This is a genomic window from Chryseobacterium ginsengisoli (assembly GCF_039542325.1).
GTDB lineage: Bacteria > Bacteroidota > Bacteroidia > Flavobacteriales > Weeksellaceae > Chryseobacterium > Chryseobacterium ginsengisoli.
In genome coordinates, this window is record NZ_BAABHX010000006.1 from 95,767 (window position 1) to 121,219 (window position 25,453).

At 33.5% G+C, this 25,453-nt stretch carries 24 protein-coding genes; 13 read left to right on the plus strand and 11 right to left on the minus strand.

Features of this window, described 5'->3' with window-relative positions; translation table 11 throughout:
• Positions 1 to 7 precede the first annotated feature (7 nt).
• Together ABD940_RS17105 and ABD940_RS17110 are read right to left on the minus strand one after the other, a co-directional pair.
• Positions 8 to 3,406 (minus strand): trifunctional glycoside hydrolase family 18/polysaccharide deacetylase/glycosyltransferase family 2 protein, encoded by a 3,399-nt coding sequence (locus ABD940_RS17105; RefSeq protein ID WP_345206708.1) that lies wholly within the window; start codon positions 3,404 to 3,406, stop codon positions 8 to 10.
• 87 nt (positions 3,407 to 3,493) lie between these two features.
• Entirely contained in the window at positions 3,494 to 4,744 is a 1,251-nt protein-coding gene (locus tag ABD940_RS17110) for a CinA family nicotinamide mononucleotide deamidase-related protein (RefSeq protein ID WP_345206710.1), read from the minus strand.
• A gap of 113 nt (positions 4,745 to 4,857) precedes the next feature.
• Between ABD940_RS17110 and ABD940_RS17115 the strand changes: the two genes are divergently transcribed.
• Positions 4,858 to 5,334 carry a DUF7832 domain-containing protein gene (locus tag ABD940_RS17115; protein ID WP_345206712.1) on the plus strand — a complete coding sequence of 159 codons (477 nt, stop codon included), beginning with the start codon at positions 4,858 to 4,860 and terminating at the stop codon, positions 5,332 to 5,334.
• 91 nt (positions 5,335 to 5,425) lie between these two features.
• On the opposite strand, the gene ABD940_RS17120 is transcribed toward ABD940_RS17115, so the two are convergent.
• From ABD940_RS17120 to ABD940_RS17130, 3 genes are all read right to left on the minus strand, one after another.
• On the minus strand, positions 5,426 to 5,965 hold the full coding sequence (locus ABD940_RS17120) for a lipocalin family protein (protein ID WP_345206714.1): 540 nt from the start codon (positions 5,963 to 5,965) through the stop codon (positions 5,426 to 5,428).
• Between the two features lie 73 nt (positions 5,966 to 6,038).
• Positions 6,039 to 6,773: a LytR/AlgR family response regulator transcription factor gene (locus ABD940_RS17125; protein WP_345206716.1), complete on the minus strand. Its 735-nt coding sequence runs from the start codon at positions 6,771 to 6,773 to the stop codon at positions 6,039 to 6,041.
• 62 nt (positions 6,774 to 6,835) lie between these two features.
• A complete protein-coding gene (locus tag ABD940_RS17130) occupies positions 6,836 to 8,620 on the minus strand; it encodes a tetratricopeptide repeat-containing sensor histidine kinase (RefSeq protein WP_345206718.1) in 1,785 nt (594 codons plus the stop codon).
• Positions 8,621 to 8,751: 131 nt separating this feature from the next.
• Here ABD940_RS17130 and ABD940_RS17135 point away from each other — a divergent pair, with 131 nt between their 5' ends.
• The 4 genes from ABD940_RS17135 to ABD940_RS17150 all read left to right on the plus strand — a co-directional run bounded on the left by ABD940_RS17135 (position 8,752) and on the right by ABD940_RS17150 (position 12,130).
• Entirely contained in the window at positions 8,752 to 9,711 is a 960-nt protein-coding gene (locus ABD940_RS17135) for an SIMPL domain-containing protein (protein WP_345206720.1), read from the plus strand.
• Between the two features lie 67 nt (positions 9,712 to 9,778).
• Complete coding sequence (locus tag ABD940_RS17140) at positions 9,779 to 10,132, plus strand: hypothetical protein (protein WP_345206722.1); 354 nt, start codon at positions 9,779 to 9,781, stop codon at positions 10,130 to 10,132.
• Between the two features lie 135 nt (positions 10,133 to 10,267).
• Entirely contained in the window at positions 10,268 to 10,942 is a 675-nt protein-coding gene (locus ABD940_RS17145) for an SIMPL domain-containing protein (protein ID WP_345206724.1), read from the plus strand.
• A gap of 12 nt (positions 10,943 to 10,954) precedes the next feature.
• Positions 10,955 to 12,130: a vWA domain-containing protein gene (locus ABD940_RS17150; protein ID WP_345206726.1), complete on the plus strand. Its 1,176-nt coding sequence runs from the start codon at positions 10,955 to 10,957 to the stop codon at positions 12,128 to 12,130.
• A gap of 200 nt (positions 12,131 to 12,330) precedes the next feature.
• Here ABD940_RS17150 and ABD940_RS17155 read toward each other — a convergent pair whose 3' ends face one another.
• Positions 12,331 to 13,578 (minus strand): NAD(P)/FAD-dependent oxidoreductase, encoded by a 1,248-nt coding sequence (locus ABD940_RS17155; RefSeq protein WP_345206728.1) that lies wholly within the window; start codon positions 13,576 to 13,578, stop codon positions 12,331 to 12,333.
• A 69-nt stretch (positions 13,579 to 13,647) separates the two neighbouring features.
• Between ABD940_RS17155 and ABD940_RS17160 the strand changes: the two genes are divergently transcribed.
• Together ABD940_RS17160 and ABD940_RS17165 are read left to right on the plus strand one after the other, a co-directional pair.
• Entirely contained in the window at positions 13,648 to 14,028 is a 381-nt protein-coding gene (locus ABD940_RS17160) for a SpoIIAA family protein (protein ID WP_345206730.1), read from the plus strand.
• Positions 14,029 to 14,204: 176 nt separating this feature from the next.
• The gene (locus tag ABD940_RS17165) at positions 14,205 to 14,549 is read left to right on the plus strand and encodes a mannan-binding protein (RefSeq protein WP_345206732.1); all 345 of its coding nucleotides are present in this window, start codon (positions 14,205 to 14,207) and stop codon (positions 14,547 to 14,549) included.
• Between the two features lie 52 nt (positions 14,550 to 14,601).
• On the opposite strand, the gene ABD940_RS17170 is transcribed toward ABD940_RS17165, so the two are convergent.
• Positions 14,602 to 15,804 carry an MFS transporter gene (locus ABD940_RS17170; protein ID WP_345206734.1) on the minus strand — a complete coding sequence of 401 codons (1,203 nt, stop codon included), beginning with the start codon at positions 15,802 to 15,804 and terminating at the stop codon, positions 14,602 to 14,604.
• Between the two features lie 168 nt (positions 15,805 to 15,972).
• On the opposite strand from ABD940_RS17170, the gene ABD940_RS17175 reads away from it, so the two are divergent.
• Entirely contained in the window at positions 15,973 to 16,824 is an 852-nt protein-coding gene (locus tag ABD940_RS17175; protein ID WP_345206736.1) for an AraC family transcriptional regulator, read from the plus strand.
• 286 nt (positions 16,825 to 17,110) lie between these two features.
• Here ABD940_RS17175 and lipA read toward each other — a convergent pair whose 3' ends face one another.
• Positions 17,111 to 17,977: a lipoyl synthase gene (lipA, locus tag ABD940_RS17180; RefSeq protein ID WP_345206738.1), complete on the minus strand. Its 867-nt coding sequence runs from the start codon at positions 17,975 to 17,977 to the stop codon at positions 17,111 to 17,113.
• A 107-nt stretch (positions 17,978 to 18,084) separates the two neighbouring features.
• On the opposite strand from lipA, the gene ABD940_RS17185 reads away from it, so the two are divergent.
• On the plus strand, positions 18,085 to 18,717 hold the full coding sequence (locus tag ABD940_RS17185; RefSeq protein ID WP_345206740.1) for a hypothetical protein: 633 nt from the start codon (positions 18,085 to 18,087) through the stop codon (positions 18,715 to 18,717).
• 50 nt (positions 18,718 to 18,767) lie between these two features.
• Here ABD940_RS17185 and ABD940_RS17190 read toward each other — a convergent pair whose 3' ends face one another.
• Complete coding sequence (locus ABD940_RS17190) at positions 18,768 to 19,328, minus strand: RNA polymerase sigma factor (RefSeq protein WP_345206742.1); 561 nt, start codon at positions 19,326 to 19,328, stop codon at positions 18,768 to 18,770.
• A gap of 346 nt (positions 19,329 to 19,674) precedes the next feature.
• Here ABD940_RS17190 and tyrS point away from each other — a divergent pair, with 346 nt between their 5' ends.
• Positions 19,675 to 20,970 carry a tyrosine--tRNA ligase gene (gene tyrS, locus ABD940_RS17195; protein WP_345206744.1) on the plus strand — a complete coding sequence of 432 codons (1,296 nt, stop codon included), beginning with the start codon at positions 19,675 to 19,677 and terminating at the stop codon, positions 20,968 to 20,970.
• Between the two features lie 128 nt (positions 20,971 to 21,098).
• Here tyrS and ABD940_RS17200 read toward each other — a convergent pair whose 3' ends face one another.
• On the minus strand, positions 21,099 to 21,539 hold the full coding sequence (locus ABD940_RS17200; RefSeq protein WP_345206746.1) for a hypothetical protein: 441 nt from the start codon (positions 21,537 to 21,539) through the stop codon (positions 21,099 to 21,101).
• A 241-nt stretch (positions 21,540 to 21,780) separates the two neighbouring features.
• Here ABD940_RS17200 and ABD940_RS17205 point away from each other — a divergent pair, with 241 nt between their 5' ends.
• From ABD940_RS17205 to ABD940_RS17215, 3 genes are all read left to right on the plus strand, one after another.
• A complete protein-coding gene (locus tag ABD940_RS17205; protein WP_345206748.1) occupies positions 21,781 to 22,419 on the plus strand; it encodes an alpha/beta hydrolase in 639 nt (212 codons plus the stop codon).
• Between the two features lie 109 nt (positions 22,420 to 22,528).
• Positions 22,529 to 23,860 carry a PDZ domain-containing protein gene (locus ABD940_RS17210; protein ID WP_345206750.1) on the plus strand — a complete coding sequence of 444 codons (1,332 nt, stop codon included), beginning with the start codon at positions 22,529 to 22,531 and terminating at the stop codon, positions 23,858 to 23,860.
• Between the two features lies 1 nt (position 23,861).
• The gene (locus ABD940_RS17215; RefSeq protein WP_345206752.1) at positions 23,862 to 24,389 is read left to right on the plus strand and encodes a hypothetical protein; all 528 of its coding nucleotides are present in this window, start codon (positions 23,862 to 23,864) and stop codon (positions 24,387 to 24,389) included.
• Here ABD940_RS17215 and ABD940_RS17220 read toward each other — a convergent pair.
• On the minus strand, positions 24,386 to 25,423 hold the full coding sequence (locus ABD940_RS17220) for a L,D-transpeptidase (RefSeq protein ID WP_345206754.1): 1,038 nt from the start codon (positions 25,421 to 25,423) through the stop codon (positions 24,386 to 24,388). The genes ABD940_RS17215 and ABD940_RS17220 overlap by 4 nt on opposite strands.
• Positions 25,424 to 25,453: the final 30 nt, after the last annotated feature.

Below are 25,453 nucleotides of genomic sequence, written 5' to 3' on the forward strand. Positions count from 1 at the left end.
TTAAATATTAAGAAGTTGCAATTTCTTTTACATTTCCGGTTCTTTTTAAGAATCCCCAAGACTGCATTTCGCCTTTCAGAGCCTTTCTTAAGCTTCTGAACAATACAATGTACATCAACCATCTGTAGCCAAATCTTTGTGGAATCACGTACAGAATATTCACTAATTTTTCTTTCTGCATGATAAATGCTATTAAAGCTAAAGAAGCATCCACTAAAAGAAATAATAAATAATAACTAAATATTTTCTCGCCGTTTCCAGATAAAATCCCGAAAAACATAATAACATCAGCCAAAGGTGAGAAAAACGGAATGATATATTGGAATAACAAAATATTCGGCATAGCCCAAAGTCCCAAACCTTTATATTTTGGATTAAGGAAAGTCTGTCTTTGTTTCCAGAACATCTGCATGATTCCGTAAGTCCATCTGAAACGTTGTTTTAAAAACTGTTTTACACTTTCCGGAGCTTCGGTTATGGCAACAGCTCTGTTTTCATTAGCAACAGTATATCCTGATCTTAAAATTTTCACCGTAATATCGCAATCTTCTGCCAAAGTATCGGAAGAATATCCTCCAACCTCATCAATTACAGATTTTTTGAAAGCACCAATTGCTCCCGGAATTACCGTAATCGCATTGATATTTGCATAAGCCAATCGATCAAAATTCTGACTGGTTGTATATTCAATAGACTGCCATTTTGTTAGCCAGTTTACCGTATTTCCAACTTTTACATTTCCTGCAACGGCTGCGATTTTTTCTTCTGAATTTGAGTTTAAAAATCTTGCAATTAAGTATTTTACAGCATTTTGCTCCAGTTTTGTATCGGCATCAATACAGACTACATATTCTGCATCGGTTTGAGAAATTCCGAAATTTAAAGCGGTTGCTTTTCCGCCGTTTTTCTTTGTGAAAATTTTCAACTTAGGATGATTTGGAAACTCTGCTTTTGCTTTTTCATAGGTTGAATCCTTACTTCCGTCATCGACCAAAATCACATCGAAATTCGGATAAATCTGTTTTAATAAATTATGTAAGGAAGAAATAATATTCACTTCTTCATTATATGCAGGAACAATAATCGAAACTTTCGGATAAGACTCAAGAATAGGGAAATTTTCCAGCTTTTTCTCTTTTTTTCTTTCTTTAAAAGCCCAATACAGCATGATGATTAATCTTATCAATCCCAATCCAATAAAAATCGTAAAAAGTGCCACCAGAAAATGACTGATTCCATAGATAACCGTTGCCAAAACCAAATTAAGCTGCATCACATAATATGATCTCGTTTTCGGAACTTCCGGCATCAGTTCATTTTTATTTTTATGAAGAATGCTTGCTAAGTTTGTAAAATGATACCCTTGTTTTTGTAAAGTCGGAATCAAAATTTTAAGCGCTTTAATAGTTTCTTCTCTCGTTTCCCCACCTGCGTCATGAAGAAGAATGATATTTCCTCTTTCGGCTTTTATTCCTGCCATTACGCGTTTTACGATCTCATCGGCTTTTATTCCCGGTTGCCAGTCTTCAGGGTCAATGCTTTCACCGATATCCAGATAATTTTGCTGTCTCGCCAAAGCTACCGGAATTATTTCTTCGGAAGTTGTCGGTTCAGAATCAGCATTGTAAGGCGCTCTGAACAAAATTGTACTGTGCCCAGTAATACATTCGATCAACAATCTTGTGAGTTTCATTTCAAGTAAAGCTCTTTGCGGACTTACTTTTGCCACATTTTCATGGGTAAATGTATGATTTCCAATTTCGTGACCTTCACGGTAAATCCTTTTAACTAAAGGAAGATTTCTCTCCGCATTTAATCCAACCAAAAAGAAAGCTGCCGGAACATGATATTTTGAAAGAACATCCAAAACTTGAGGAGTATAGGTTTCATCCGGACCGTCATCAAAAGTTAAAACTAATTCTTTTTGAGGCGCTTCACCATATTTTTTTACTTCATAAGAACTTGGATACGTTACGTAATTTTCATCTGTAATGATCTTTTCTTTCGGATCAATTTCAAGAGCAATTTTTCCGTCGTGTGGTGTATTTAAGACATCCAAAACTTCACCATCCCCAATATAATCGACCATGGTCTGACCTTTAACATTTTCAAGACTTTTTAAGTTTAATTTTGATAATCCTGCAAAAGTCAAATCTTTATCATAAAAATTCCACACACGGCTGTCTTCACTTCCCAATCTCCAGAGCGCCGTTCCTGCCAAAGGATATTCCGAAGAAAAACGCATCGTATTAAAAATAGACGCTGCATCATTGAAAAATACAGTGTGCGTATTTTTTTTTGAATCTGTGTATGAATAATTTAAATTAAAAGTATTATCATCAAAATTAATCACCGCTTTACTTGCACTCGCTTTCGTAATCGCCTGCATATACGTCACAGAAGTATTATTGTCTTTGTTGGTACTCCAATCGTAACCGTAAGCTCCCAATCCTAAAATGATCTTATTGGGAGTGGTTTTTTCTAAAATTTTATCTGTTTGTGCTTCGATCCATTTTTGGGATGAAACAGGTCCTGCATCGCTGTCCGCAGAATATTCATCATAAGCCATCAACACAAAATAATCAACATAAGGATTCAGTTTCTGAACATTATAATCGTCATTATCGGTCATAATATCCATCGAAACCAGCAATTGATTTTGTTTGAAAGTCTCGGAAAGTTCTTTCATGAAAGCAAGCAACGGTTCATCAGAATCGAGATTCATATCCTCAAAGTCGATATTGATTCCTTTGAAATGAAGTTTTTGGCATTGTTGCGTTAATTTTTGAATAAGCTGCGTTCTTTTCTTAGGATCTTTCAATACTTTTCCCAATCCTTCAGAATGAAATTCCTGTTGAAAATTATTACTCAAAATCGGCATTGCTGCAACACCTGTTCTTTTAATGACTTTATAACCTTCCGGATCGACGTTGGTTTTCAGATCTCCGGTTTTAGGATCAAGAAAAAACCATTCTGGAAAAACCAGATTGATATGTTTAATATTTCTTTTCAAAGACATCAAAGACTGCGGATCCCACGCAACATAAAATGCAGAACGGATTCCTCCCGGAAATTGTGCCCAGTTTCTGTTTTGATTTTTAAGTCTTTCTGCTCTCGCTTTTTCAATTTTAGCAAGACTTGTGTGAATTGTTTTCTCGGAAATAAAGTTTCGGAAACCTTTGTATTCTTTAGAGATTTTGTTTTCCTGAAGATAGGGTTTATTTGCTGTAATAACGGCTTTATAGTCTTCCTTAAAAGGAATTTTCGGACTTTTATCCAGTTTCATCATCAGACCTAAAGCCAGAAAAAGCAATACGGCAACGAAGATAAAAATACGACTTCCCCACTGTACGTTTCTCCAACGTTTTTTGTTGTCTGTCTGAAAAATCTGTTTTGAGTTTTCCACGATTATAATATTTTTTGAATGGATTACAAAAAGCGTGAAAAAGTACTTTAGATTTAATTAAAAAAATATTAAAATCACAAGTAACATTTAATTATTAATAAGAATCCCCACCAAATCCTGAATAATCTTCTGTGAAACAAAATTCATAAAATCCAGTCTTTCCAAATGAGGCATGTATAATTTTGACGTGACTTCTTTCTCATCAACTCTAATTGTATAAAAAACCGTTCCTACATCTTTCCCATCCTCTCCTTTTCCGGGACCTGCAACTCCAGTCGTTGACAAAGAAATATTAGTATTAAATAATTTCTGACAGCCTTTTGCCATTTCAGAAGCGACCTGTTCGCTTACAACTGTAAATTCTTCTACAGTTTCTTTTTTTACTTTTAAAATATCGATCTTTTTCTCCGTTGCATAAGCAATCATTCCGCCGAGAAAATATTTTGAACTTCCGGAAACCGAAGTGATCATTTTTGCCAATTCTCCGCCTGTACAGCTTTCTGCTGTTGAGATTGTCAGTTTCCTTTCCGTTAAAATTTCGGCTAGAATTTTTTCAATTTTATCTTCGGAAGTTGCAATGACATTATCTTTAATTAAAGGCAGCAATTTTTGAATTTCTTCTTCTAATTGCTGTTGCAAAATGGTTTCATTTTCTCCGGTTGCCGTCAATCTCAACTTTACACGAGTTCCGACCGGAAGATACGATAATGCTAAATTTTTAGGTAAAGCCAGTTCCCAATCTTCGATCATATCTGCCAAAATACTCTCAGGAATTCCGACCACGGAAACGATTCTTGTAGAAATATAATGTAAACTAAATTTTTCCTGCAAATACGGAACAATCTGATCTTTTATCAACGGTTTTACTTCATAAGGGACTCCTGGAAGGCTAAATAATAATTTCCCGTCCTGCTCCATCATCATACAAGGCGCCGTTCCGAAATGATTCTGAAAAACTTTAGATTTTGTAGGTACAAAAGCCTGTTCACGGTTTCTTTCCAGGATTTCCAGACGTCCGCGTTTTTCCATGTAGTTTTTAAGATGATCAAAAGTAACCTCATCCAAAGCAATTTCGTCATTAAAGAATTCGGCAATTGCTTTTTTTGTTTTATCATCTCTTGTTGGTCCTAAACCACCCGTTGTGATAATGAGATTTCCAACTTCAAAGGCAGATTGAATCGTTTTTTTGATGGTATCAATTTCATCTGAGATCGTAAAGATTTGTGAAACTTTAATTCCAATGTTTTTAAGTTCGGTAGCAATGAAATTTGAATTGGTATCAACCGTATTTCCAGAAAGGATTTCGTCACCAATAGTAATCAGAACAGCATTTTCCATATTTTATTTTCGAAAAAATTCTTTTACAAATGACGGGAAATTCTGCATGACGGACAATATAAATTGATTTTTTCTATTTTTGACAGAAATTGTTTAAAACTATAATTAAAAATATGTCTAAATATGACGATGCTTCATGGCATTATGGAGGAGATTTTCCCGAAGGACTTCCTGAAAAAAACGGAGCAACACACACCGGAATGTTCCTGAATTGGTGTATTAATAATGATTTAATCTCCGAAGGACTGAAAGAAGATGCCACAGAAGAAATTGAAAAATTAAAAAGAAGAGAAATCACAGGTGCAGAATTTGTGATGGATGCTTTGGATGGAAAATTTGCCGAACATGACCTTAATGATTTGGGAAATGCTTTCGCAAAAGATTATTATAAAGATGACACCGATTTCGGAAACAGATTCAGTTCATTTGCTGACGATTACGTGAATCTTTTTGATACTAAAGCCGAAGAAAATGATTATGAATATGAGACTTTTTATCATATCGAAGACACTTACGAAAATTATGATATGATGAAGCAAATGATTGATTATCGTTTTGAAGAGTGGAAGGAATATAAAAATTTGAATTAAAATATACAGTTTGTCATTGCGAGGAACGAAGCAATCTCCAATTATTTAAATTCAAAAATGAATAAAAGATTGCTTCGTTCCTCGCAATGACTTAATTATGCTTCACCCAAATTAATTCATCCGTATTGTAGCCAATTTTCTTTGCTTTTTCTAAAAAACGCTGACGAATACTTTCAGGAATTTCTTTTGTTCGGGATAAAATCCAAAGATATTTTAAGCTGTTTCCGACCACAAGAGCATATTGATAATCTTCGTCGATATCAACAACATTATATCCCGCCCATATCGGTTTGAAAAATGAAACTTTTAAACGAGCTTCTGTCTTTTCATTCACAAATTTTGCTTCACCGATGGATTCTTTCCATTCTTTTTTGACGTAATTATAACCTTTATTATCAACGCGAATTGTTCCGTTTGGATTTTGTGAGTAGGTTGCAGTTACATTGTCTATATCTTTTTCGAATTTGTAATCGAAACGGGCAATTTCATACCATTTTCCGAGATATTTTTCTGCATTAAAATTTTGAACTGCCGTTGCTCCTTTCGGAATTCCAACCGAACAGGAATTGAAAATGAGTAATCCCAAAACACCTAAAGAAACAGGAATTGCAATTTTTTGAAACGTTTTCATAATAGAATATTTTTTGTGGTATTATGAAAAGTTCAAAAATAGTGCCTTAAAATTATTAGTGATGATTTAAAATTTATGAAAAAACCTTTAAGAAATTATCTTTGAAACTTCCGGAAACTTCGATTTCAGTGTTATCGGAAAGTGTTGCGGTTCCGCTTTTATGATAAGATTTTACAAAACTTGTGTTGATGATATGTGAACGGTGAACTCTTACAAAAGGTGTTTCCAGCAAATCATCGAAATGTTTTAAAAACCTGCAGACCATTTTTTTTGAACCGTCCGTAAGATAAACCTGCGTGAAATTTCCATCTGCCTGAAGACGAACAATATCTTCGGTTTTCACGACATCGAAACCTTGTAGGGTTGGAAGAATTAATTGTTGCTTTTCGGGTTTTAATTTTAAATTTTCAAGGAGAATTTTGTTTCGGTTGAGTTCTTCTTTTTTTTCAATGCTTTCTGCCACTTTATTTACAGCCAAAATAAGCTCCTGAATATCAATTGGTTTTAAAATATAATAACTTGCCGATTTATTTAACGCCTGTAAAGAATACTGTGAAAATGCCGTAATGAAAATCGTTTCATAAGAAAATTCTTTCGTCGCTTCCAACACATCAAAAGCATTTCCGAAAGGCATTTCAACATCCAAAAAAACCAATTTTGGTCGTGTTTCTGCGATCAAAGGAACGGCTTGTTTGATATTTTCCGCTTCACCCAAAATCTCAATTTGTGGACAGTATTTTGTGATGTAATTTCTCAAAACATCTCTTGCAATGGTTTCATCGTCGACGATTACGGATGTGATTTTCATACTTTTTAGTTTTTAGATGGTAGATTTTAGGTTGCAGTGAAGGAGAATTAAAAATTGACGAATCATTTATTCACCAATTTATAATTTATTTCAACGAAAACGCCCTGCATATCTTTCTTATCAGTGATTTTACATTGAATTTCCTGATGGTACAAATCATTCAAAAGAGTAATTCTTTCCAGCGTATTTTTCATTCCGCGACCTTCTCTGTTCTTTTGATGTTCAGTCTTTAATTTTTTGCTTTCCTCAATTCCGATTCCATTGTCTTCAATCGTAATTTTCAGGTGTTGATTGTCTTTTCCAAAGCTTAATTTCAAAAATCCTTTCGTCGTTCTGTAACGAAGTCCGTGCCAGATTGCGTTTTCGAGAAATGGCTGTACCAACATTCCCGGAACTTTCAAACTTTGTGTATTTAAGCTTTCATCGACATCAATTTCATAATCAAATTTATCTGTAAAACGTGTTTTTTCTAATGCTAAATAATTCTGAAGCAAATCCAGTTCCTGCTGAAACGGAATAAAATCTTCCGTAGAATTTTCCATCACGCCTCGCATTAATTTTGAAAACTTGGTTAAATATTGATTGGCTTCCAGTTCATTATTCGTTGCAATAAAATGATTGACAGAATTTAAGCTGTTAAAAATAAAATGCGGATTCATCTCACGACGAAGCGATTGCAAGGCAATTTTTTTATTCTTGATCTGAACTTTTTTCAAGGTTCGGAAAATGAAAATTATTAATCCGATTAATACAATCAAAGCTCCGATTAAGCTGTAATTAAAAACATTCTTCTTGCGTATTAATTCATCTTTTAACTTTTTTTCCTGCTCTAATTGAGCAATTCTCTGCTCTGTATCTTCCAGAATTTTGTTATCAACCAGACTTCTGTCCTTTGAAACCAAATCGGGCAATTTTCCAAGAAAATCTCTGTATAACTGAACAGATGCATCTGTATTTTTGGAAACATTATAAAGGCTGTCTAATTTTTTAACGCTCTTTTGAGCTTCCAGTGTATGACCTTTATCAAGAGCAATTCCGTAGGATTTTTTTAATAAATTAATCGCTTCTTCAACATCATTTTTTTTAATATAAATATCCGCTAACTCCTGAATCTGATTAACTTTTTCCTGAGAATTATCTTCGACAAAATCTTCCTTCAATACCTTTTTCTGAGCTTCAATCGCTTTGTCAAAATTTTTATTTTCAACATAGAAATTGGTGAGTTTTTTATTGATTTCCAATGCTTGTTGAGGTGCTTCTTTTTTGGAAATTTTATAGGCGTCATTCAAATTTTTTTCTGCTTTTGGGATGTCTTTCTGTTGGATATTAACATCCGCCATCTGGCTGTAACTTGCCGCCAAATCGCCTTTGTCATTTTCTTTTTCGTTAATCTGAATATTATTCTGAATCGCTTCTGCTTTCATTTCCGCAGAATTGGTAGAAAGCCTTGTAACGTCGTTAGAATTAACCATTTTATTTCTGGAATACCCGACTTCTGCCGCTCTGCTGTAATTACTGATTGCCGGAGTAATTTTGTTCTGTTTTTCCTGAGATTGAGCTAATTTTCTACTCGCTTTTTCGATATTGGATTTATCATTTAATTTCTCGTAGATATTTTTTGCTTTCGTGTAATATTCTTCGCCTTTCTGAAAATTTCCGTCATTGAAAAATGTTTCACCGATATTGTAATAGGAATCAGCTTGTGCACTCTCATCTTTGTTGTCAACCGCTTTCTGTAATTTTTTACTTTGAGCCTGAACTTCTGATGCAGTATTTACTGCCTGAGAATATACATTATTCCCAAAAATCATTACTAACAGGATCGTAAAAAAGCGAAACATTTTCATAAAACAAAGATATACATATATATAATTTGCCCAACAACTATTCACCAAGTGAAATTCATCGCTCACCAAGTTTACCTTTTCCTACCGCGATTATGAGGCTAAGTTTGTCCCATAATTCAAATTTAACTATCATGAAAGACATTACATTATTGGCTTCTGTTTTATTTTTTCAACTTTCGTTTTCACAGGTTTCAGGAAATATTAATTACAGAAATCAGACTCAATACGCTGATAATAATATTAGTATTGCAACCCCTGTTCTCAACGAAAACGTCATCAGTGTAAAAGGATTAGCCAATGTAAAATCAGACCAATACGTTGCTATTTTCAGTATTACACAAATAGGCGAAAGTGCAGAGGAAGTGAATGAACTAATGGATAAACGTATTAATACTTCTTTGGTCCAGATAAAACTCAATAAAGCTGTCGAAACTTATGTTGATATGATTTCTTTTGTGCCTGTTTATCAATACAATGTTGAGAAAAAACTTTTCAGTAAAAAAACATACAATGAACTTCCAGCCGGTTTTGAGCTTAAGAAAAATTTACATATTAAGTTTACCAACCCGTCTCAGCTTAATGATTTCATCTCGATTTTATCTAAAAATGAAATCTATGATCTTGTACGCGTAGATTATTTTTCCAGTACCATCGAAAATATAAGGAAAGAACTTATGAATAAAGCAAAAGTGGCATTACAGGAAAAAGTGAAAAATTTCGAAACAATATTAGGAGAAAGTTTTACTGCGGCAACAAAAAATATCAGTGACGGATACAGAATTACCCTTCCCACAGAAATGTATAAATCTTACGAAGCTTATAACAGTTCTTCATTGGCATTGAATAAGATCGCAAATGTAAATCAAGTCAATAAAGCAACAACATCATATTATCAACCAGTTTTAGATAAAGAATTTGACTTTGTAATTAATCCCGTGATTCATGAGCCTGTAATTCAGGTAATGTACGAGATAAAACTTACGATTAATCGAGAGAAAGAAAAGAAGAATGAAGCTAAAGAAACCAACAATTATATTTTGGTTACTCCCAATGGAGAAGTTAAAAATTTAAATCTTCTCACAAAACCTTAATATTAATTGAAATTCAGTTAACAATCAACAGATTAGCATTGATTAAATTTGTAAACACACCATAACTATGAAAAAACATTTTTACTTTTTATTCTTGTCTGTTTTATTTCTGAACAGCTGTTCGTTTCTTGAACAAAGCGATTTTATTGAAACCAAAATCATTTCGAGTGATCTCAACGAAAAAATCATTTACAAATATTATCAAACGGGAATCGGTAATTATAAAGTTGATTTTTATTCTGTCAATAAATCCGATTCTACCAAATTATTTGAGCATTATATTAACGATGCGCTTTTCACTTCAAACACTTATAATATTTCAGAAAACGAAGATGAACTTATTATAAGAACAAAGCTTTTTTCCGAAGTGAAAAAACTCGTCACCCGAGGCGGAAAATCAATTATTTTGACTAACAGATAAACAGTTCTTTTTGAACTGTTTTTTTATTTTAAAGTGTTTCACCAAGTCAAAGTTCCATTTCACCAAGTCTCCCGATTTTCAGTTTTAAATCTTAGTAATTTTACTCTAGAAGTTTAAAATTAAAAAAAGGAAATTATGAAATTGAGACATTTTTTATTGATGGGACTATTAATATTTGGAAGTCTGATCAATGCACAGGAAATCAAGAAAAATTCAATCGAAGTAACGGGAGTTGCTGAAATGGAAGTGGAACCGGATGAAATTATTTTCAATGTCGGAATAAAAGGCGATAATAAAAACCAGCTTGCCGACAACGAAAAACTACTGTTTGAAACATTGAAAAACAACGGAGTGAAGAACGAAGACATCAAATTCAAATCGATGTACCAAAATATTTACTCTAAAACTAAAATTTTTACGAAAAGTTTTCAGTTTAAGGTGAGCAAGAAAACGGATATGAGCAATTTGTTTGAAGGACTTAATCAAAAGTGGGTAAACAATATCAACATTGCAGAAATTAAGAATACTAAAATCGCTGACTTCAGAAAAACCGTTAAAATCAATGCATTAAGAGCCGCAAAAGAAAAAGCAGATTATCTGTTGGAAAGCATTGGTAAAAAAGTCGGGACCCCTCTTGAAATCACAGAAATCGAAGATTATACAAGTGATATGATCGTTCCGATGGCTTACAGAAGTAAAGTAGCAAATGTTCAGCTTGAAGCTGCCGATTCGAACGTAGATTATTCATTCGATAATATCGAAAACATCAAGCTTAAATACAGCATCAAAACAAAATACGAAATCCTTTAAAACACAAAAATCATGACAACTATTAAAATTTTAGCATTAACATTGGGAGCAATGACTTTTTTTAATGCTCAAGGTCCAATTAATCACGGTAAGCCTTTAATCAGAAGAAATATTGTTCAGAATGAACCTTCAAGATCATCAATTAAAGAAAATAAAATTCAGGTTGCCTTGCTTCTAGATACTTCAAACAGCATGGACGGATTGATCGATCAGGCAAAATCCAGACTTTGGAATATCGTAAATACGTTGACTACTTTAAAATACAACGGGAAAGCTCCACAAGTAGAAATTGCCTTGTATGAGTACGGAAATGATGGACTGAAAGATGAAAATTACATCCGCCAGGTTGCGCCACTTACTCAGGATCTGGATTTAATTTCAGAAAAATTATTTGCTTTGAGAACCAACGGCGGAAGTGAATATTGTGGAGCGGTAATTCGAGACGCTTTCATGAATCTGAACTGGGACGGAAATGATAAAAGCATGAAGCTAATCTATATCGCAGGAAATGAACCTTTTGATCAGGGAAAAATTAATTATAGAGAAGTGATTTCTGGTGCAAAAAAGAAGAATATTTATACCAATACGATTTTCTGTGGCGACAGAAATGAAGGAATCCAAACTTTCTGGCAAAACGGAGCTTCGTTGGGAGATGGAAAATACTTCAATATCGACAGCGACAGAAAAGTAATTTATATTGAAACGCCTTATGACGTAAGAATTTCCGAATGTAATGCAAAATTGAATGACACTTACATTTATTACGGAAGTCATGGTTCTGAATATAAAAATAAGCAAATTGCTCAGGATAAAAACGCGAAAGTACAGTCTGTTTCCAATGCTGTTGAAAGAACTGTCGCAAAGTCTAAGAAAAATGCTTATAAAAATGATCATTGGGATTTGGTCGACAAAGCTGAGAAAGATCAGGGCTATATTTCAAACATTAGACAAGAAGAATTGCCTTCTGAATTAAAAGGAAAAAGCAAAACGGAAATTCAGAAAATTGTTACTCAAAAATCTGCTGATCGAGATAAAATCCAGAAAGAAATTGAAGAATTGTCGAAAAAACGTCAGGATTTCATTGATACAGAAATGAAAAAACGCGGAAGTTCAGATTCTGATGATCTTGGAAAAGCTATTGAAAAATCTGTGATCGAACTTGCTAAGAAAAACGGATACACTTCGTAATTGTTAGAAATTGTATTGGTGGCTAAAATTTTTGAAGTCACCAATTTTTATATCTAAATGTGATGTCTATTAAAAATTATAACCAAGAAAACCTTTTTAATAGTTGTGAGGCGTTATTTCCATATGGAAATAACGCCTCCTCAGTTTCAGGGTTTCGGCGGCTTCGCCGCCGAAACCCTGAAACTTCACTAATATTTGCTCTATCTTCCAAACTTAAAATATCTCGAAAGCAGATGTTTTTTACCTTTCATAAAATCGGAAGCCATTTCCATTCCCGTCACAGAGAAAGTAATTCCGTTTCCTCCAAAACCCAAAACGAAATAAGAATTTTTAAAATTTTTATGCTCGCCAATATAAGGAAGTCCGTCTTTCGTTTCCCCGAAAGTTCCTGCCCAAACAAAATCTGTATAGAAATGATAATCAGGCTTAATTTTTTTCAACGTTTTCAGAATTTCTTTTTCCTTTTTATGTAAAAGTGAATCACGCTTTTTGGCATCATAAAAATCTTCGTCTCCTCCACCAATTAGCAATCTCGCATCGTCGGTTGTACGCATATACATGTAAGGTTCATCGGTGTTCCAGACCAAAGTGTTGGTAATATTTTTAAATTTATCGTGATCAATCTCAGAAACAATGGCGTAAGTACTTTTTAAATTAACAAAGTTTTCTTTGATTAAATTTTTACTTTCATATCCGATACAATAGATAATTTTTTTAGCCTTGATTTGAAATCCGGAATCGACAGTAATTAAATTATATCCTTTGAAATATTCGACCTTTGTCATTTCGGTTTTATCGAAAATTTGTAAACCTTCTTTTACATTTAACTTAAATAATTCATGTGAAAATTTAAATGCATCAATACTTGCTCCCTGTTTTGACAAAATTCCGCCAAAAGTATTTTCAAAACCGAATTGTTCTACAATTTCATCTGATTCCAACCATTTTACATCGAATCCTGCATCTTTTCTTGCTTTGAATTCTTTCTTCAACCATTCGACATCTTTCTTTTTCGAAGCATAATACAATGATTTTTTTCTCTTAAAACCTGAAGTTGATTTGATTTCTTTTGAAAGCTTTTCAATCTTATTAATTGAATCGGAGCATGCTTTATAACTTTCAACAGCTCCTTTTTCACCAATTTGGTCGATCAATTCAAAAAGAGGAGTATCAATTTCATATTGAAGCATAGAAGTTGTCGCTGAAGTACTACCGTTACAAATTTCACGTTTATCAATAAGAATAGTTTTATAGCCTTCTGTTACCATCTGATGAGCAATTAAACTTCCTGTAATCCCACCTCCGATAATTAAAACATCGCATTCTTCATTTGATTTCAAGGATGGATAAGATTCGATAAGACCGTTTTTTAAAAGCCAAAAAGGTTCATTAGATTTAAGATCCATAGTAATATTTTTCTCAAAATAAACAAGAATTGCGCCTTTCATTCATTAAAAATTAAATAATGGTTTAATTTTTGTTATCAACCTAAAACCAAACCACAAAATATTCAATATATGATAACGATTATTCCAGAAGCTCCGGAGAATGTTGCGGCTTTCAGTGCAACGGGCGAAGTGACGAAAGAAGATTTTGAAAATCTTGTATTTCCACACGTAAAAGAAAAAGTAAATGAATTTCATGAATTGAATTATTTGCTTTATCTAGACACAGATCTGGATAATTTTACAATGGGAGCATGGTTTCAGGATGTACTTTTAGGATTAAAAAATTTAACAAATTGGAACAGAACCGCCATTGTGACGGATAAGGAAGGAGTACAGAATTTCACTGATATTTTCAGTGTTCTGATGCCGGGAGAATTTAAATCTTTTCCAAAAGAAAACCTGTATAATGCACTTTACTGGTGCAAAAACGGGAATGAAGTAGAAGCGTAATGCTTATTATAAAAACAAACGAGTGAGGCTGTCTTTTTTAAGACAGTCTTTTTATTTACCTAAACATCAATCAATTAAGTATAAACACTTAATTATCAATTTAGTACAATATACTGTAATTATTTCCCTTTTGTGTGACTACATTTGTAATGTTAAACAAACAAAAACTAAAAATCATGTCAACATTCAAAATTAACATCATTGCGGGACCACTTTGGAGCAATGACGAGGCACAAAAATTAGCTCCGCGTATCGCAGCAGCACACTTAGGAAAATTCACAGGACAATGGTCTACTATTGTTGAGGGTGAAATGAGTGTAATCGAAGTTGAATTAAACACTCAACCAACAGGAAACAATGAGTACACTTTAGACGTTTTAGCCGGTCCTATCTGGAGCGACGAAGATGCTAAAGCAATCTGTCCGGCAATCTGCGCTTCCTACGGAGGTACTTGGAACGGACAATGGACAACAGTTGTAGAAGGTCAAATGAGCGTTTGCGGCTGTGTATTCAAGTTCTAAACTTAGAAGAAATTAAGAAAAAGGCTGATTCTAATTGAATCAGCCTTTATTTTTATTGATCACAAGAAATACATTCCGAAGCAATTTCTTTTTCGTCTGTTTTTTGCGAACTGTATAATTGTTTGTATCTGAAGGCGATAACTAAGCCGATAAGTGTCATTCCTACTCCTACCAAAGACGGATAATTAAATGTATATCCTTTTTCCAGAGGAATTCCTCCCAAAAATGCTCCCATTGCATTGGCACAATTAAAAGCAGCCTGCATGAATGCCGCAGCCATCATTTCACTTTTTGGCGCAGCTTTCATCATCATAATGTTGATAGGCGCTGCAACAGACATCGACAATGCTCCACAAATAAACGTTAAAGCCAATGAAATGTTTTGATATTCTGAAAGGAAAAATACTCCCGCCAAAGAAATCATCATTAAAAAAAGTAATAAAACACAAGTCTTTTCAGGACTTAATCTGTCTGATAAATATCCTCCGACAAGATTTCCTACGACCATTCCGGCTCCTGCAAGAATCATTACATAAGCCATCTGACTTTCTTTAATTCCCGAAACAACTGTCATTAAAGGAGTTATATAACTAAACCATGTGAAAAGCCCTCCAAAACCGATTGCTGTAATCATTAAAACCAGCCAAGCTTGTTTTTTCTTAAGGAATTTCAGCTCTTCCATGAAATGTGTATCTTTATTTGCATCCAGCATCGGAAGCCAAAGTTTCAGAAACAATAAGGCAAGCAATCCGATTACTCCGACAATCGCAAAATACCATCGCCAGTGGAAAGTATGTCCAATGTAAGTTACTAACGGAACCATTGCAAGATTAGCAACAGTAAGTCCCGTAAACATTAATGAAATATAAAATGCTTCTTTCCCTTTTGCCGCCATTCTCGTCGCTACAACAGTTCCCACTCCGAAAAATGCTCCGTGAGGAAGCCCGGAAAGGAAACGAATAATCAGCATTGTGTTATAATCCGGTGCTATTGCAGACAAAGCATTGAATAATGTAAAAATGATCATTAACGCCATTAAAACTTTTTTAGGCGGAAATTTTACCGAATATCCTATTAAAAGTGGAGCTCCAACGACAACTCCAAAAGCATAAGCTGAAATCAAATGTCCCGCTTCGGGAATGCTGATCTGTAAACTTCTTGCAATATCAGGAAGCAATCCCATAATCGTAAATTCGGTTGTTCCGATTCCCAAACCGCCTATTGCCAACGGTATTATTCTTTTATCTATCTTCATTTTTAGTTCCTTTGATTGTTTATTTGAATAGAATAATTAATTCCATCTTTTGAAAGTGCAAAATTCGATAGAAATAATCATTTATACTTTAACAGAAATGATATAAATTTGCTCTGTATTAACCTTTTTAATTAAATTTAAATTAATTATTAATCAAATGAGAACCTAATGAAGATTCAGAAAGAAATAATCCAGTTCGACGAAGGTAAATCTTTCAAGCTGTTTTCGCCATCATTAAAAAACTGTTTTTTCTGGCATTATCATCCTGAAATAGAGCTCGTTTACGTAGAAGCTTCAAACGGAATCCGCCATGTCGGGAAAAATATTTCTGATTTTAAAGAAAGTGACCTGCTGCTGATTGGTTCAAATGTTCCGCATCTTAATTTCGATTATCGGATTCAGACAGAATGCAAACAATTGGTGCTGCAAATGCGTGAAAATTTTCTTCATGAACTTATTTTTCCAATTCCTGAATTTGATACTATTAAAAAATTGTTGGAACGTTCTTATCTTGGTTTATCATTTTCAGGAGAAACTAAAAAAATGGTGGTTGAAAAACTTCATCGGATTAAAGATGAAAATTCTTTTAGTTCTTTTATCGGCTTAATTGAAATTTTGCAAATTCTAGCCAATTCAAATGAAGTGAAAGAACTTAATGATGAGGACACAAGAATTAAGTGGTTTTTAAACGACAAGATCCGAATGGGAACTATTTACGATTATATTCACGAAAATTATGATAAAAATCCGAATGTAAATATTATTGCTGAAAATGTGAATCTAAGTACTCCTGCTTTTTGTCGCTACTTCAAAAAACAAACGAATATGACGTTCACCGATTTTGTGAACAATTACAGAATCAATCAGGCTAAATTGCTGCTTCTGCAAAATTCCTGCATAACAGATGTTTGTTTTCAGGTGGGTTTTGAAAGCCTTTCTTATTTTAATAAATTATTTAAAAAATATATTGGTGAAACGCCTTCTGCATTTAAGAAAAAGCATTTGAGTAAAGTTGAATAGTTTTTTCAACACTTCTTTGTTATTCTGACGAAGGAAGAATCTATTTTTTTAGCGCAATAAACGCAAAGATTTATTTTAAATTATGCTGTATATTTTCGTTCGCAAAGGCGTTTCACTCAGCAATGAAACTTACCGTTCAGTTGTCATTCCGTAGGAATCAAAACGAATATTAGATTCCTACGGAATGATAAACTCGATGTTTTAATAATGGAGATTGCTTCGTCGCTTCGCTCCTCGCAATGACCATAAAAAAATCGCTCCAAAAATTTGAAGCGATTTATATGTTTTAATGAATATGTTTTTCAGCGTGATAAGAACTTCTCACCAAAGGCGAACTTTCAACATGTCTGAATCCTAAACTTCTTGCAAAATCTCCGAACTCATCAAACTCTTCTGGTGTAATGAATTTTTTAACAGGAAGATGTTTTTTCGTCGGCTGCAAATACTGCCCCATTGTAATAACATCAACATTGGCATTTCTGATGTCTTCAATCGTTTGGAAAACTTCATGCTTTTCTTCACCTAAACCAAGCATTAATCCAGTTTTTGTACGATTTTGCCCTGCCTCTTTTAAATATCTTAATACTTCAAGACTTCTTTCGTATTTTGCCTGAATTCTCACTTCTCTTGTCAGACGTTTTACTGTTTCCATGTTGTGAGAGATCACTTCCGGTGCTACATCAACTAATCTGTCAAGGTGTTTTGTTAATCCTTGAAAATCAGGAATCAGAGTTTCCATTGTTGTTCCGGGAGAAATTCTTCTTACAGCATTCACAGTTTCACCCCAAAGAATTGAGCCCATATCTTTCAAATCATCACGATCAACAGAAGTCAAAACAGCGTGTTTGATTTTCATTAATTTAATTGAACGGGCTACTTTTTCAGGTTCATCCCAGTTTACGTCAAGTGGTTTTCCGGTTTTTACTCCGCAAAATCCGCAACTTCTGGTACAGATATTTCCTAAAATCATGAAAGTTGCTGTACCTTCTCCCCAACATTCTCCCATGTTTGGGCAGCTTCCGCTTTGGCAGATTGTATTTAATTTATATTTATCAACCAAAGTTCTTAATTCTCTGTAATTCTTACCTGTAGGAAGTTTTACACGAATCCATTTTGGTTTTTGAACGGTTGTATCTTGAACTAAATTCTCCATTTATTTCTCAAATTGAGGTTCAAAGTTAGTGAATTTTTTATCGAAACAATCAAAGACAGACATTGATGAAACAGATAATTTCGTAATTTTAAGCATCAATATTTTTTATGAAGACTACATTTTGCTTTCTATCTCTAATTTTCAGTACATTTTGTTTTGCTCAAAAAGAATTTCAGCCAAAAGGTTCTGCCGTTAATGAAACTGTTGACGGAGATTTGGATGGTGATAAAATTCCGGAAAAAGTAATTGTTTATGATATTAAAACCAATGATGATTCAGGAGACATTCGCGAAATCCAGATTTTGAAAAAAGTTAATAACAAATGGACACTTTTAGAGAAATCCAAAAATGCAATTTTAGGAAGTAAGGATGGCGGAATGATGGGCGATCCTTACATGAATACAACCATTGAAAAAGGAATTTTAATTATTACTCATTATGGCGGAAGCAGCTGGAAATGGGGGATTACAGATAAATACAGATTCCAAAACGGACATTTTGAGCTAATCGGATATTCTGGAGATGGCGGAAGAGAAGGAGATTATTTAACGACTGTTGATTTTAATCTTTCAACAGGACAACTTAATTATGAAAAAGAAGTTCAGAATGTTGCGGAATATGGTCAATCTAAGAAGGAAACCTTTATTAAAAAAGGACTGAAAATTAATCTTCAAAACAGAAATCAAGACAAACAAAGAGAAATTATACTTCCAAAAACTAAGGAAAAAGTTTATTTATAGACATTTTTCTTTTGTTCTTCGAAGATTTGAATCTTGACAAGACTCATTAATTAATTATCTTCAAATTCATTATTTTTTAACAGCTCAGCTAAAACTTTTTTAGCGCGCATCACACGAACTTTTGTATTAGCAACAGAAATTCCCAGTTCTTCAGCGATTTCTTTAATACTTTTTTCCTCAAAAAACCTTAACTTAATAATATCCTGATAATTAGTATCTAAAGATTCAATGGTTTTGATGATCTTTTTCTGTTCTTCATCTGAAATCATCAGTTCTTCCGGAGATTTTGCGTACTGATTTTTTACTTCATCCAAATTTTCTGTAGGATCCTGATTTTCGCGACTTCTTCTTCTCCAAAAATCGATAATCGTATTTTGGGCGATCGTTAAAATCCATGTTTTAAACTGGAAATGCGGATCGAACATATCCAATTTCGACAGAACTTTTGAAAAAACATTTACTGTAATTTCATCGGCATCATTTTCATTATGAACTTTCTTCATCACAAAGGAAAAAACATCAACCCAAAAAATATTAATGAGTTTTGTCTGAGCTTTCTGGTCTTTTTCCTTCGCTTTCCCGATAAGCTGGAATAATTGTTCGTCGTTCATTATTAACAAATATAATTTATTTTGATGAAAATTACAAAGAAAGTCGGAATTGGCTTTTTTATATAAAATTTCTATTGATACCCTAAGTTTTAGCCCCGATCGAAGCATTTGTTTAAGCTCATTTTTTTGGTTTCGGCGAAGCGGCAAAGCCGCTTCGCCGAAACCAAAAAAATAGCGAGTGCGGAGAGCGGGAAATAGCTCCTAAAAAATTAAAATAATTACAAAAAAATAAATTCGTTCTTCGTCAGAATGACCGATAAATGTCTTATTTGCCTTTTCAGCTTTCTTCGACTTATTCCTTTGAATTTATTATCTTTGCAACTTAAAATTTTAAAGAAAATAATCAATGAATTCCTTTATAGAAGAACTAAAATGGCGTGGTCTTTTTGCCGATATGATGCCCGGAACCGATGAACAACTGAATAAAGAGGTAACAACTGCGTATATTGGATTTGACCCAACAGCTGATTCTTTGCATATCGGAAGTCTTATTCAGATAAAAATCCTTGCTCACTTTCAACAGCATGGTCACAAACCAATTGCTTTGGTTGGAGGTGCTACAGGAATGATTGGAGATCCGTCCGGAAAATCTGCGGAGAGAAATCTTTTGGATGAGGAAACACTTTTGCATTACGTAGATTGTTTGAAAAATCAACTTTCAAAGTTTTTGGATTTCTCAGGAAACGAGCCTAATAAAGCAGAATTGGTGAATAATTATGACTGGATGAAAAATATTTCTTTCCTTGATTTTGCGAAAAACGTAGGAAAAAATATTACCGTTAATTATATGATGGCGAAAGATTCTGTAAAGAAAAGACTTTCAGGAGATGCCGGTGTTGACGGGATGAGTTTTACTGAGTTTACTTATCAATTAATCCAAGGGTATGATTTTTTACATTTGTATCAAAATAATGGTGTGAAACTTCAAATGGGAGGTTCTGATCAGTGGGGAAATATCACGACAGGTACAGAATTGATCCGCAGAAAAGCTCAGGGAGAAGCTTTTGCATTAACGGTTCCTTTGATCACGAAAGCTGACGGTTCGAAATTCGGAAAGTCTGAAAGTGGTGAAAATTACTGGTTAGACAAGAAGAAAACTTCGCCTTATAAATTCTATCAATTCTGGCTGAATGCAACAGATGATGATGCTGAAAGATTCATTAAATTCTATACTTTTTTAGATAAAGAAGAAATTGAAGCTTTAATTGAAGAACATAAAACAGCTCCTCACGAAAGAAAACTTCAGAAAAAACTGGCTGAAGAGGTTACAGTCTGGGTTCATGGAAGAGAGGAATATGAAAAAGCTTTAAAAGCTTCAGAAATTCTTTTCGGACGTTCAACTGCGGAAGATTTAGTAAGTCTTGATGAAGAAACTTTTTTGGAAGTTTTTGATGGTGTTCCTCAAAATGAAATAGCAAAATCTGATGTTTTGGGAGTGAATATTATCGATCTTCTTTCAGAAAAGTCAGGGTTTTTGAAATCTAAAAGTGAAGCTACGAGAGAAATTAAAGGAAATGCCATTTCTATCAACAAAGAAAAAGTGAATGATACTTTTACAGCCAACGAAAGCGATCTTATTGATGGTAAGTTTTTATTACTTCAAAAAGGTAAGAAAAGTTATTTTATTGTAAATGATTATTAATTTTTTAAATAAAATATAATATCAGGGCGCGAAATTTTCAATTTCGCGCCCTGATCTTTTCACACAAATAGAAATAAAAAAAAGACCATCTTTTCAGATGATCTTTATATATTTTAAAGTATAATTTCTTATAATTCTAAGAAGCTATAAGCAACTGCTGCACTTACTACATTTGCTCCGTTACCAACAACAGTCATAGTTTTAGCGATCTCGCCATCTACCCAAATATTAACAGTCAGTTTAGAGTCTGTATTCGGAAGAACTGCATTTGCAGCAAAATTCAACTGAGACTGGCTAGAGCTAACGAATTGCTCTCCACTTGTCCATGTAAAAGTTGTAGGATTGAAAGTTGTAGCCTGAGCTGTTCCTATCTGAGTTACAACAGCTTTAAAAGCACCCGTTCCTGTACCAGTTCCGTTATTGATTTTTGCCTCAAACTGAATAATATGATCTGTAAATTCGTCATCATCATCCTTTTTACAAGAATTAAGAACAGAAATTACTGAAAATAATACGGCGAATAAAAAAGAAAGTCTAAGTAAACTTTTTGATTTGTAAAATTGCTTCATTTCTCCAAATAGATTTTTAATGTTTCAAATATAGGTTTTTTATCAATATAAAAATAACTTTTATGAAAATTTTCCAACAAAGATTTCTAAATAATATCAAATCAATAAACGTTTATAACGTAATTTATGTTCAAATATTTGAAAGATTTAAGAACTATTAGACACAATGTCACAATATTTCGAATGGTCTCATTTTTACATTATCAAATCAAAATAAATCATTATTAATTATCTTTGCTTTATGAATTTAGATTACATCGTAAGAGAACCCGAAAATATCACTAAAAATACCTCTATTCTTTTTATACTTCATGGCTACGGAAGTAATGAACAGGATCTTTTTAGTTTCAGAGAAACACTTCCTGAAGACTGGATCATTGTAAGTTTCAGAGCACCGAGAGAAACACAGTTTGAAGGATTTTCGTGGTATGATATTGATTTTAATAATCCTGATAATTTTATTGATGTTCCGCAAGCAACAGAATCGTTGAACAGTGTTTTAGAAAATATTTTAAAAATTGTTAATCATTACGGAATTACGGAAGGTAAAACTCACCTTTGTGGCTTCAGTCAGGGAGGAATTCTTTGTTATGCTTTGGCATTAAAATATCCGGAAATGTTCAATTATGTAGCATGTTTAAGCAGTTATCCTGAAGAAAAATTATTGACTGATATTGTAAAGGATAAGAAAAAACTGGAAAGACTTCGTTTCTTTGTTTCTCATGGAAGTGATGACGCTGTGATTCCTTTCGAATGGGGCAAAAAAGCTGCCGATCTGTTATATGATTTAAACTGTTATTTTACATTCAGAGAATATATGAGCGGTCATGGAGTAAACCAGAAAAACTATATGGATTTGATGGATTTCTTTTCAAAATAATTTATGAAAAGTTAAACAATTATTTTAATTCGTTATAAAATACATAAGCATTCTCAATTTTGGGAATGTTTTTTATTTATGATAAGGATAAATTTAGTAAATTAATAAAATGAAACTGAAGCATTTTTTATGGATATTTTTCTTAAGCATTTTTGTGAATGCTCAGGATTCATTTGAAGTTCAGGATGCTAAAAAAACAGTGATTCCTTTTAAATTAATTAATAATCTGATCTTCATTCCGGTAAATATAAACGGTGCAGAACTCACTTTTTTATTAGATACGGGTGTTGCAGAAACATCGATCTTCAGTCTCGAAAATCAGGATCTAAAATTACCTAATATTGAGAAAATAAAATTTTCCGGTTTGGGCGGAGCAGCAAGTATTGATGGATTTCGCTCCGATAATAATATTGCGAGAATAGGGAAAAACTACGTCAATTATTCTATGACAATTTTTATTATTGTCGATCAGGATTTTAATATTTCTTCTCATGTCGGAATTCCTGTGAATGGAATTATCGGTTATCACTTTTTTAAAAATCATCCCGTTCAGATCGATTATTCCTCAAAGAAAATTACCATTTACAATGACGAAACTTTATTTAAGAAAAAAATAAGAAACTTTGATGCACTCAACATTAGCATTGAAAGAAACAAACCTTATCTTTTTGCTGATGTGGAAATGACCAATGAAAAGAAAAGTTCAAAATTATTAATCGATCTTGGAAACAGCGATCCTCTCTGGCTCTTCCCTATTCTCATTAAAGATTTTGTGTACAATCGTCCAAATATTGATGATTTTCTAGGAAGAGGTTTTAATGGTGATGTTTATGGAAAAAGAAGCAGAATTCACAATTTTTATCTGGGAGATTTTAAATTTGAAAAACCACTTACTGCGATGCCCGATGAATATTCTATTCAACATGTAAATATGGTGGAAAGTAGAAAAGGATCCATTGGCGGTGATATTATGAGACGGTTTACTGTGGTTTTTGATTATGCCAATCAAAAAATATATTTAAGGAAAAACGGAAATTACAACGATCCTTTTCATTTCAATATGAGTGGACTCGATTTCAAGCAAGATGGACTCGAATGGACAAAAGATGTAGTCAATCTTCCCGCAAAAAACAAAGACAATCCCAATGGAGGTGTTGAAGTTATTAATAACAGTCTGCAGTATAATTTTGTGTTAAAACCTATCTTTTCTATTGCCGGAATTCGTAAAGATTCGCCGGGCGCTAAAGCCGGATTACAAAAAGATGACAGGCTAATTAGCATTAATGGCAAGAAAACTGCAGATATGACATTGAATAAAATCATGGAAATGATGAAATCTGATGAAGGAAAAACGATAAATATTTTGATTGAAAGGAAAAATAAACAAATGACTTTAAGTTTTACCCTCGAAGATCCGATACCTTACCAAGAACAGGAATGATATGAATACCGAAGAAACGACTTTAGATAAAATAAGAACCAGACCAAGGTTTAAAATGTTTACCCATTTAACCAAAGAAGAATATGCAGAAAATCTAAAAAAATATCTTGCAGAACACAGAGATGAATTTTCAGGAAACATCAATAAAGAAGTTGCCACAATCTGTGTTGAAAGTGTATACGAAACCTATTGGAAACCCAGATTATCTTTAAGAATAGAAATTGAAGACGAAAAAACTGCGATACGAGGTGTTTTTGGACCCAGTTCCGCAGTTTGGACTTTTTTTATGTTCTTATATTTTTCTTTTTCGATTCTCTGGATGACTTTTTTCTCCATGTATTATGTTGAAAAACAGATCAAAAGTCACGAATATCCTTGGGCGCTTACAGCATCTTTTGTGATGTTAGCTTTAATTGCACTTACTTACGCTGCCGCAAGATTTGGACAACATAAAGGCAAAGGTGAAATGCTGAAACTCAGAAGATTTGCAGAAGAATCTACTTTACAATTTGAAAAATTAGATGATTAAGGAGCTACAGTTTTCGGAGTTTGGGGCATTTGTTCCAACACCGCTCTTGCAGCTTTGATAGAATCTACCACTTTTTCTCTGTTATCCTGTTCTTTTAATATTTTTTCGATATTCGGCTCGATCATCTTTGTCATTTCTTCTACAGAAACGCTGTTTGCATTTGGATCATCCAACAATTTTTTCCAAGGTTTTCTTTTTCCCCAACCGTAATCTCCATACACCAAAACTGCTGTTCCTCTAGCTTTGGTCGTTGCTCCACCCGGATTCAAAACCCAAGTATCTGCATAACCATATAACCATTTTGCGTCTTTCAACAGTAATCTTAAACAAGAGTGCGATGCAGGATATCCGGGAAGGTCGTATTGATGCCATCCGATTCCGTCAAGATTAAAAATATTGAAATTATACGGTAATTTCCACTCGCTGCTTACCGTAGAAATTGCTAATTGCTTTTTCCAGTTCGCGAAAGTAAGACCGGTTTTTGTTTTTGCCGCTTTTTTCCCCATACTTGTCGGTCCCCATTTTACCAAACTTCCGTTTGAATAAACTCCATAAGCCTGAATTGGGTATGAAAATACAACAAATTTCTTCACCGGACTTAATACGTCCAATTGCATTGGAAATGGCGAATATTCCATCAATGTTGTATCAATTTTCGCGGGAACGACCAATGTATCGGCATTCCATTTATTTTTGGAATCCAGTCTGTTTAAAGCAAAAATTGCATAACGTTCTTTCTCCGTATATTTTTTATTAAACACTGAAAACAAAGAATCCTTCATTTTCTTATCTTTTGGGAAGATAAAAGCATTGTAAAAACCATCTTCCTGCATTGCGGGAGGCATAGATTCTTTTTGTATAACTGAATCTTTTTTTGCAACTACCGAATCTTTTTCAGAATCCTGCTCTGTAACAGAAGATGCAGTGTCGTTGATTTTATCACTAATTTTGTCAATTTCTTTTTTACAAGAAACCACCATTAAAGCTATAAAAAGTACGTATAAAAATGATTTTTTCACAAATATGTTTTTCATAAATAACTTGAGTCTATTAATTTTTTCTAC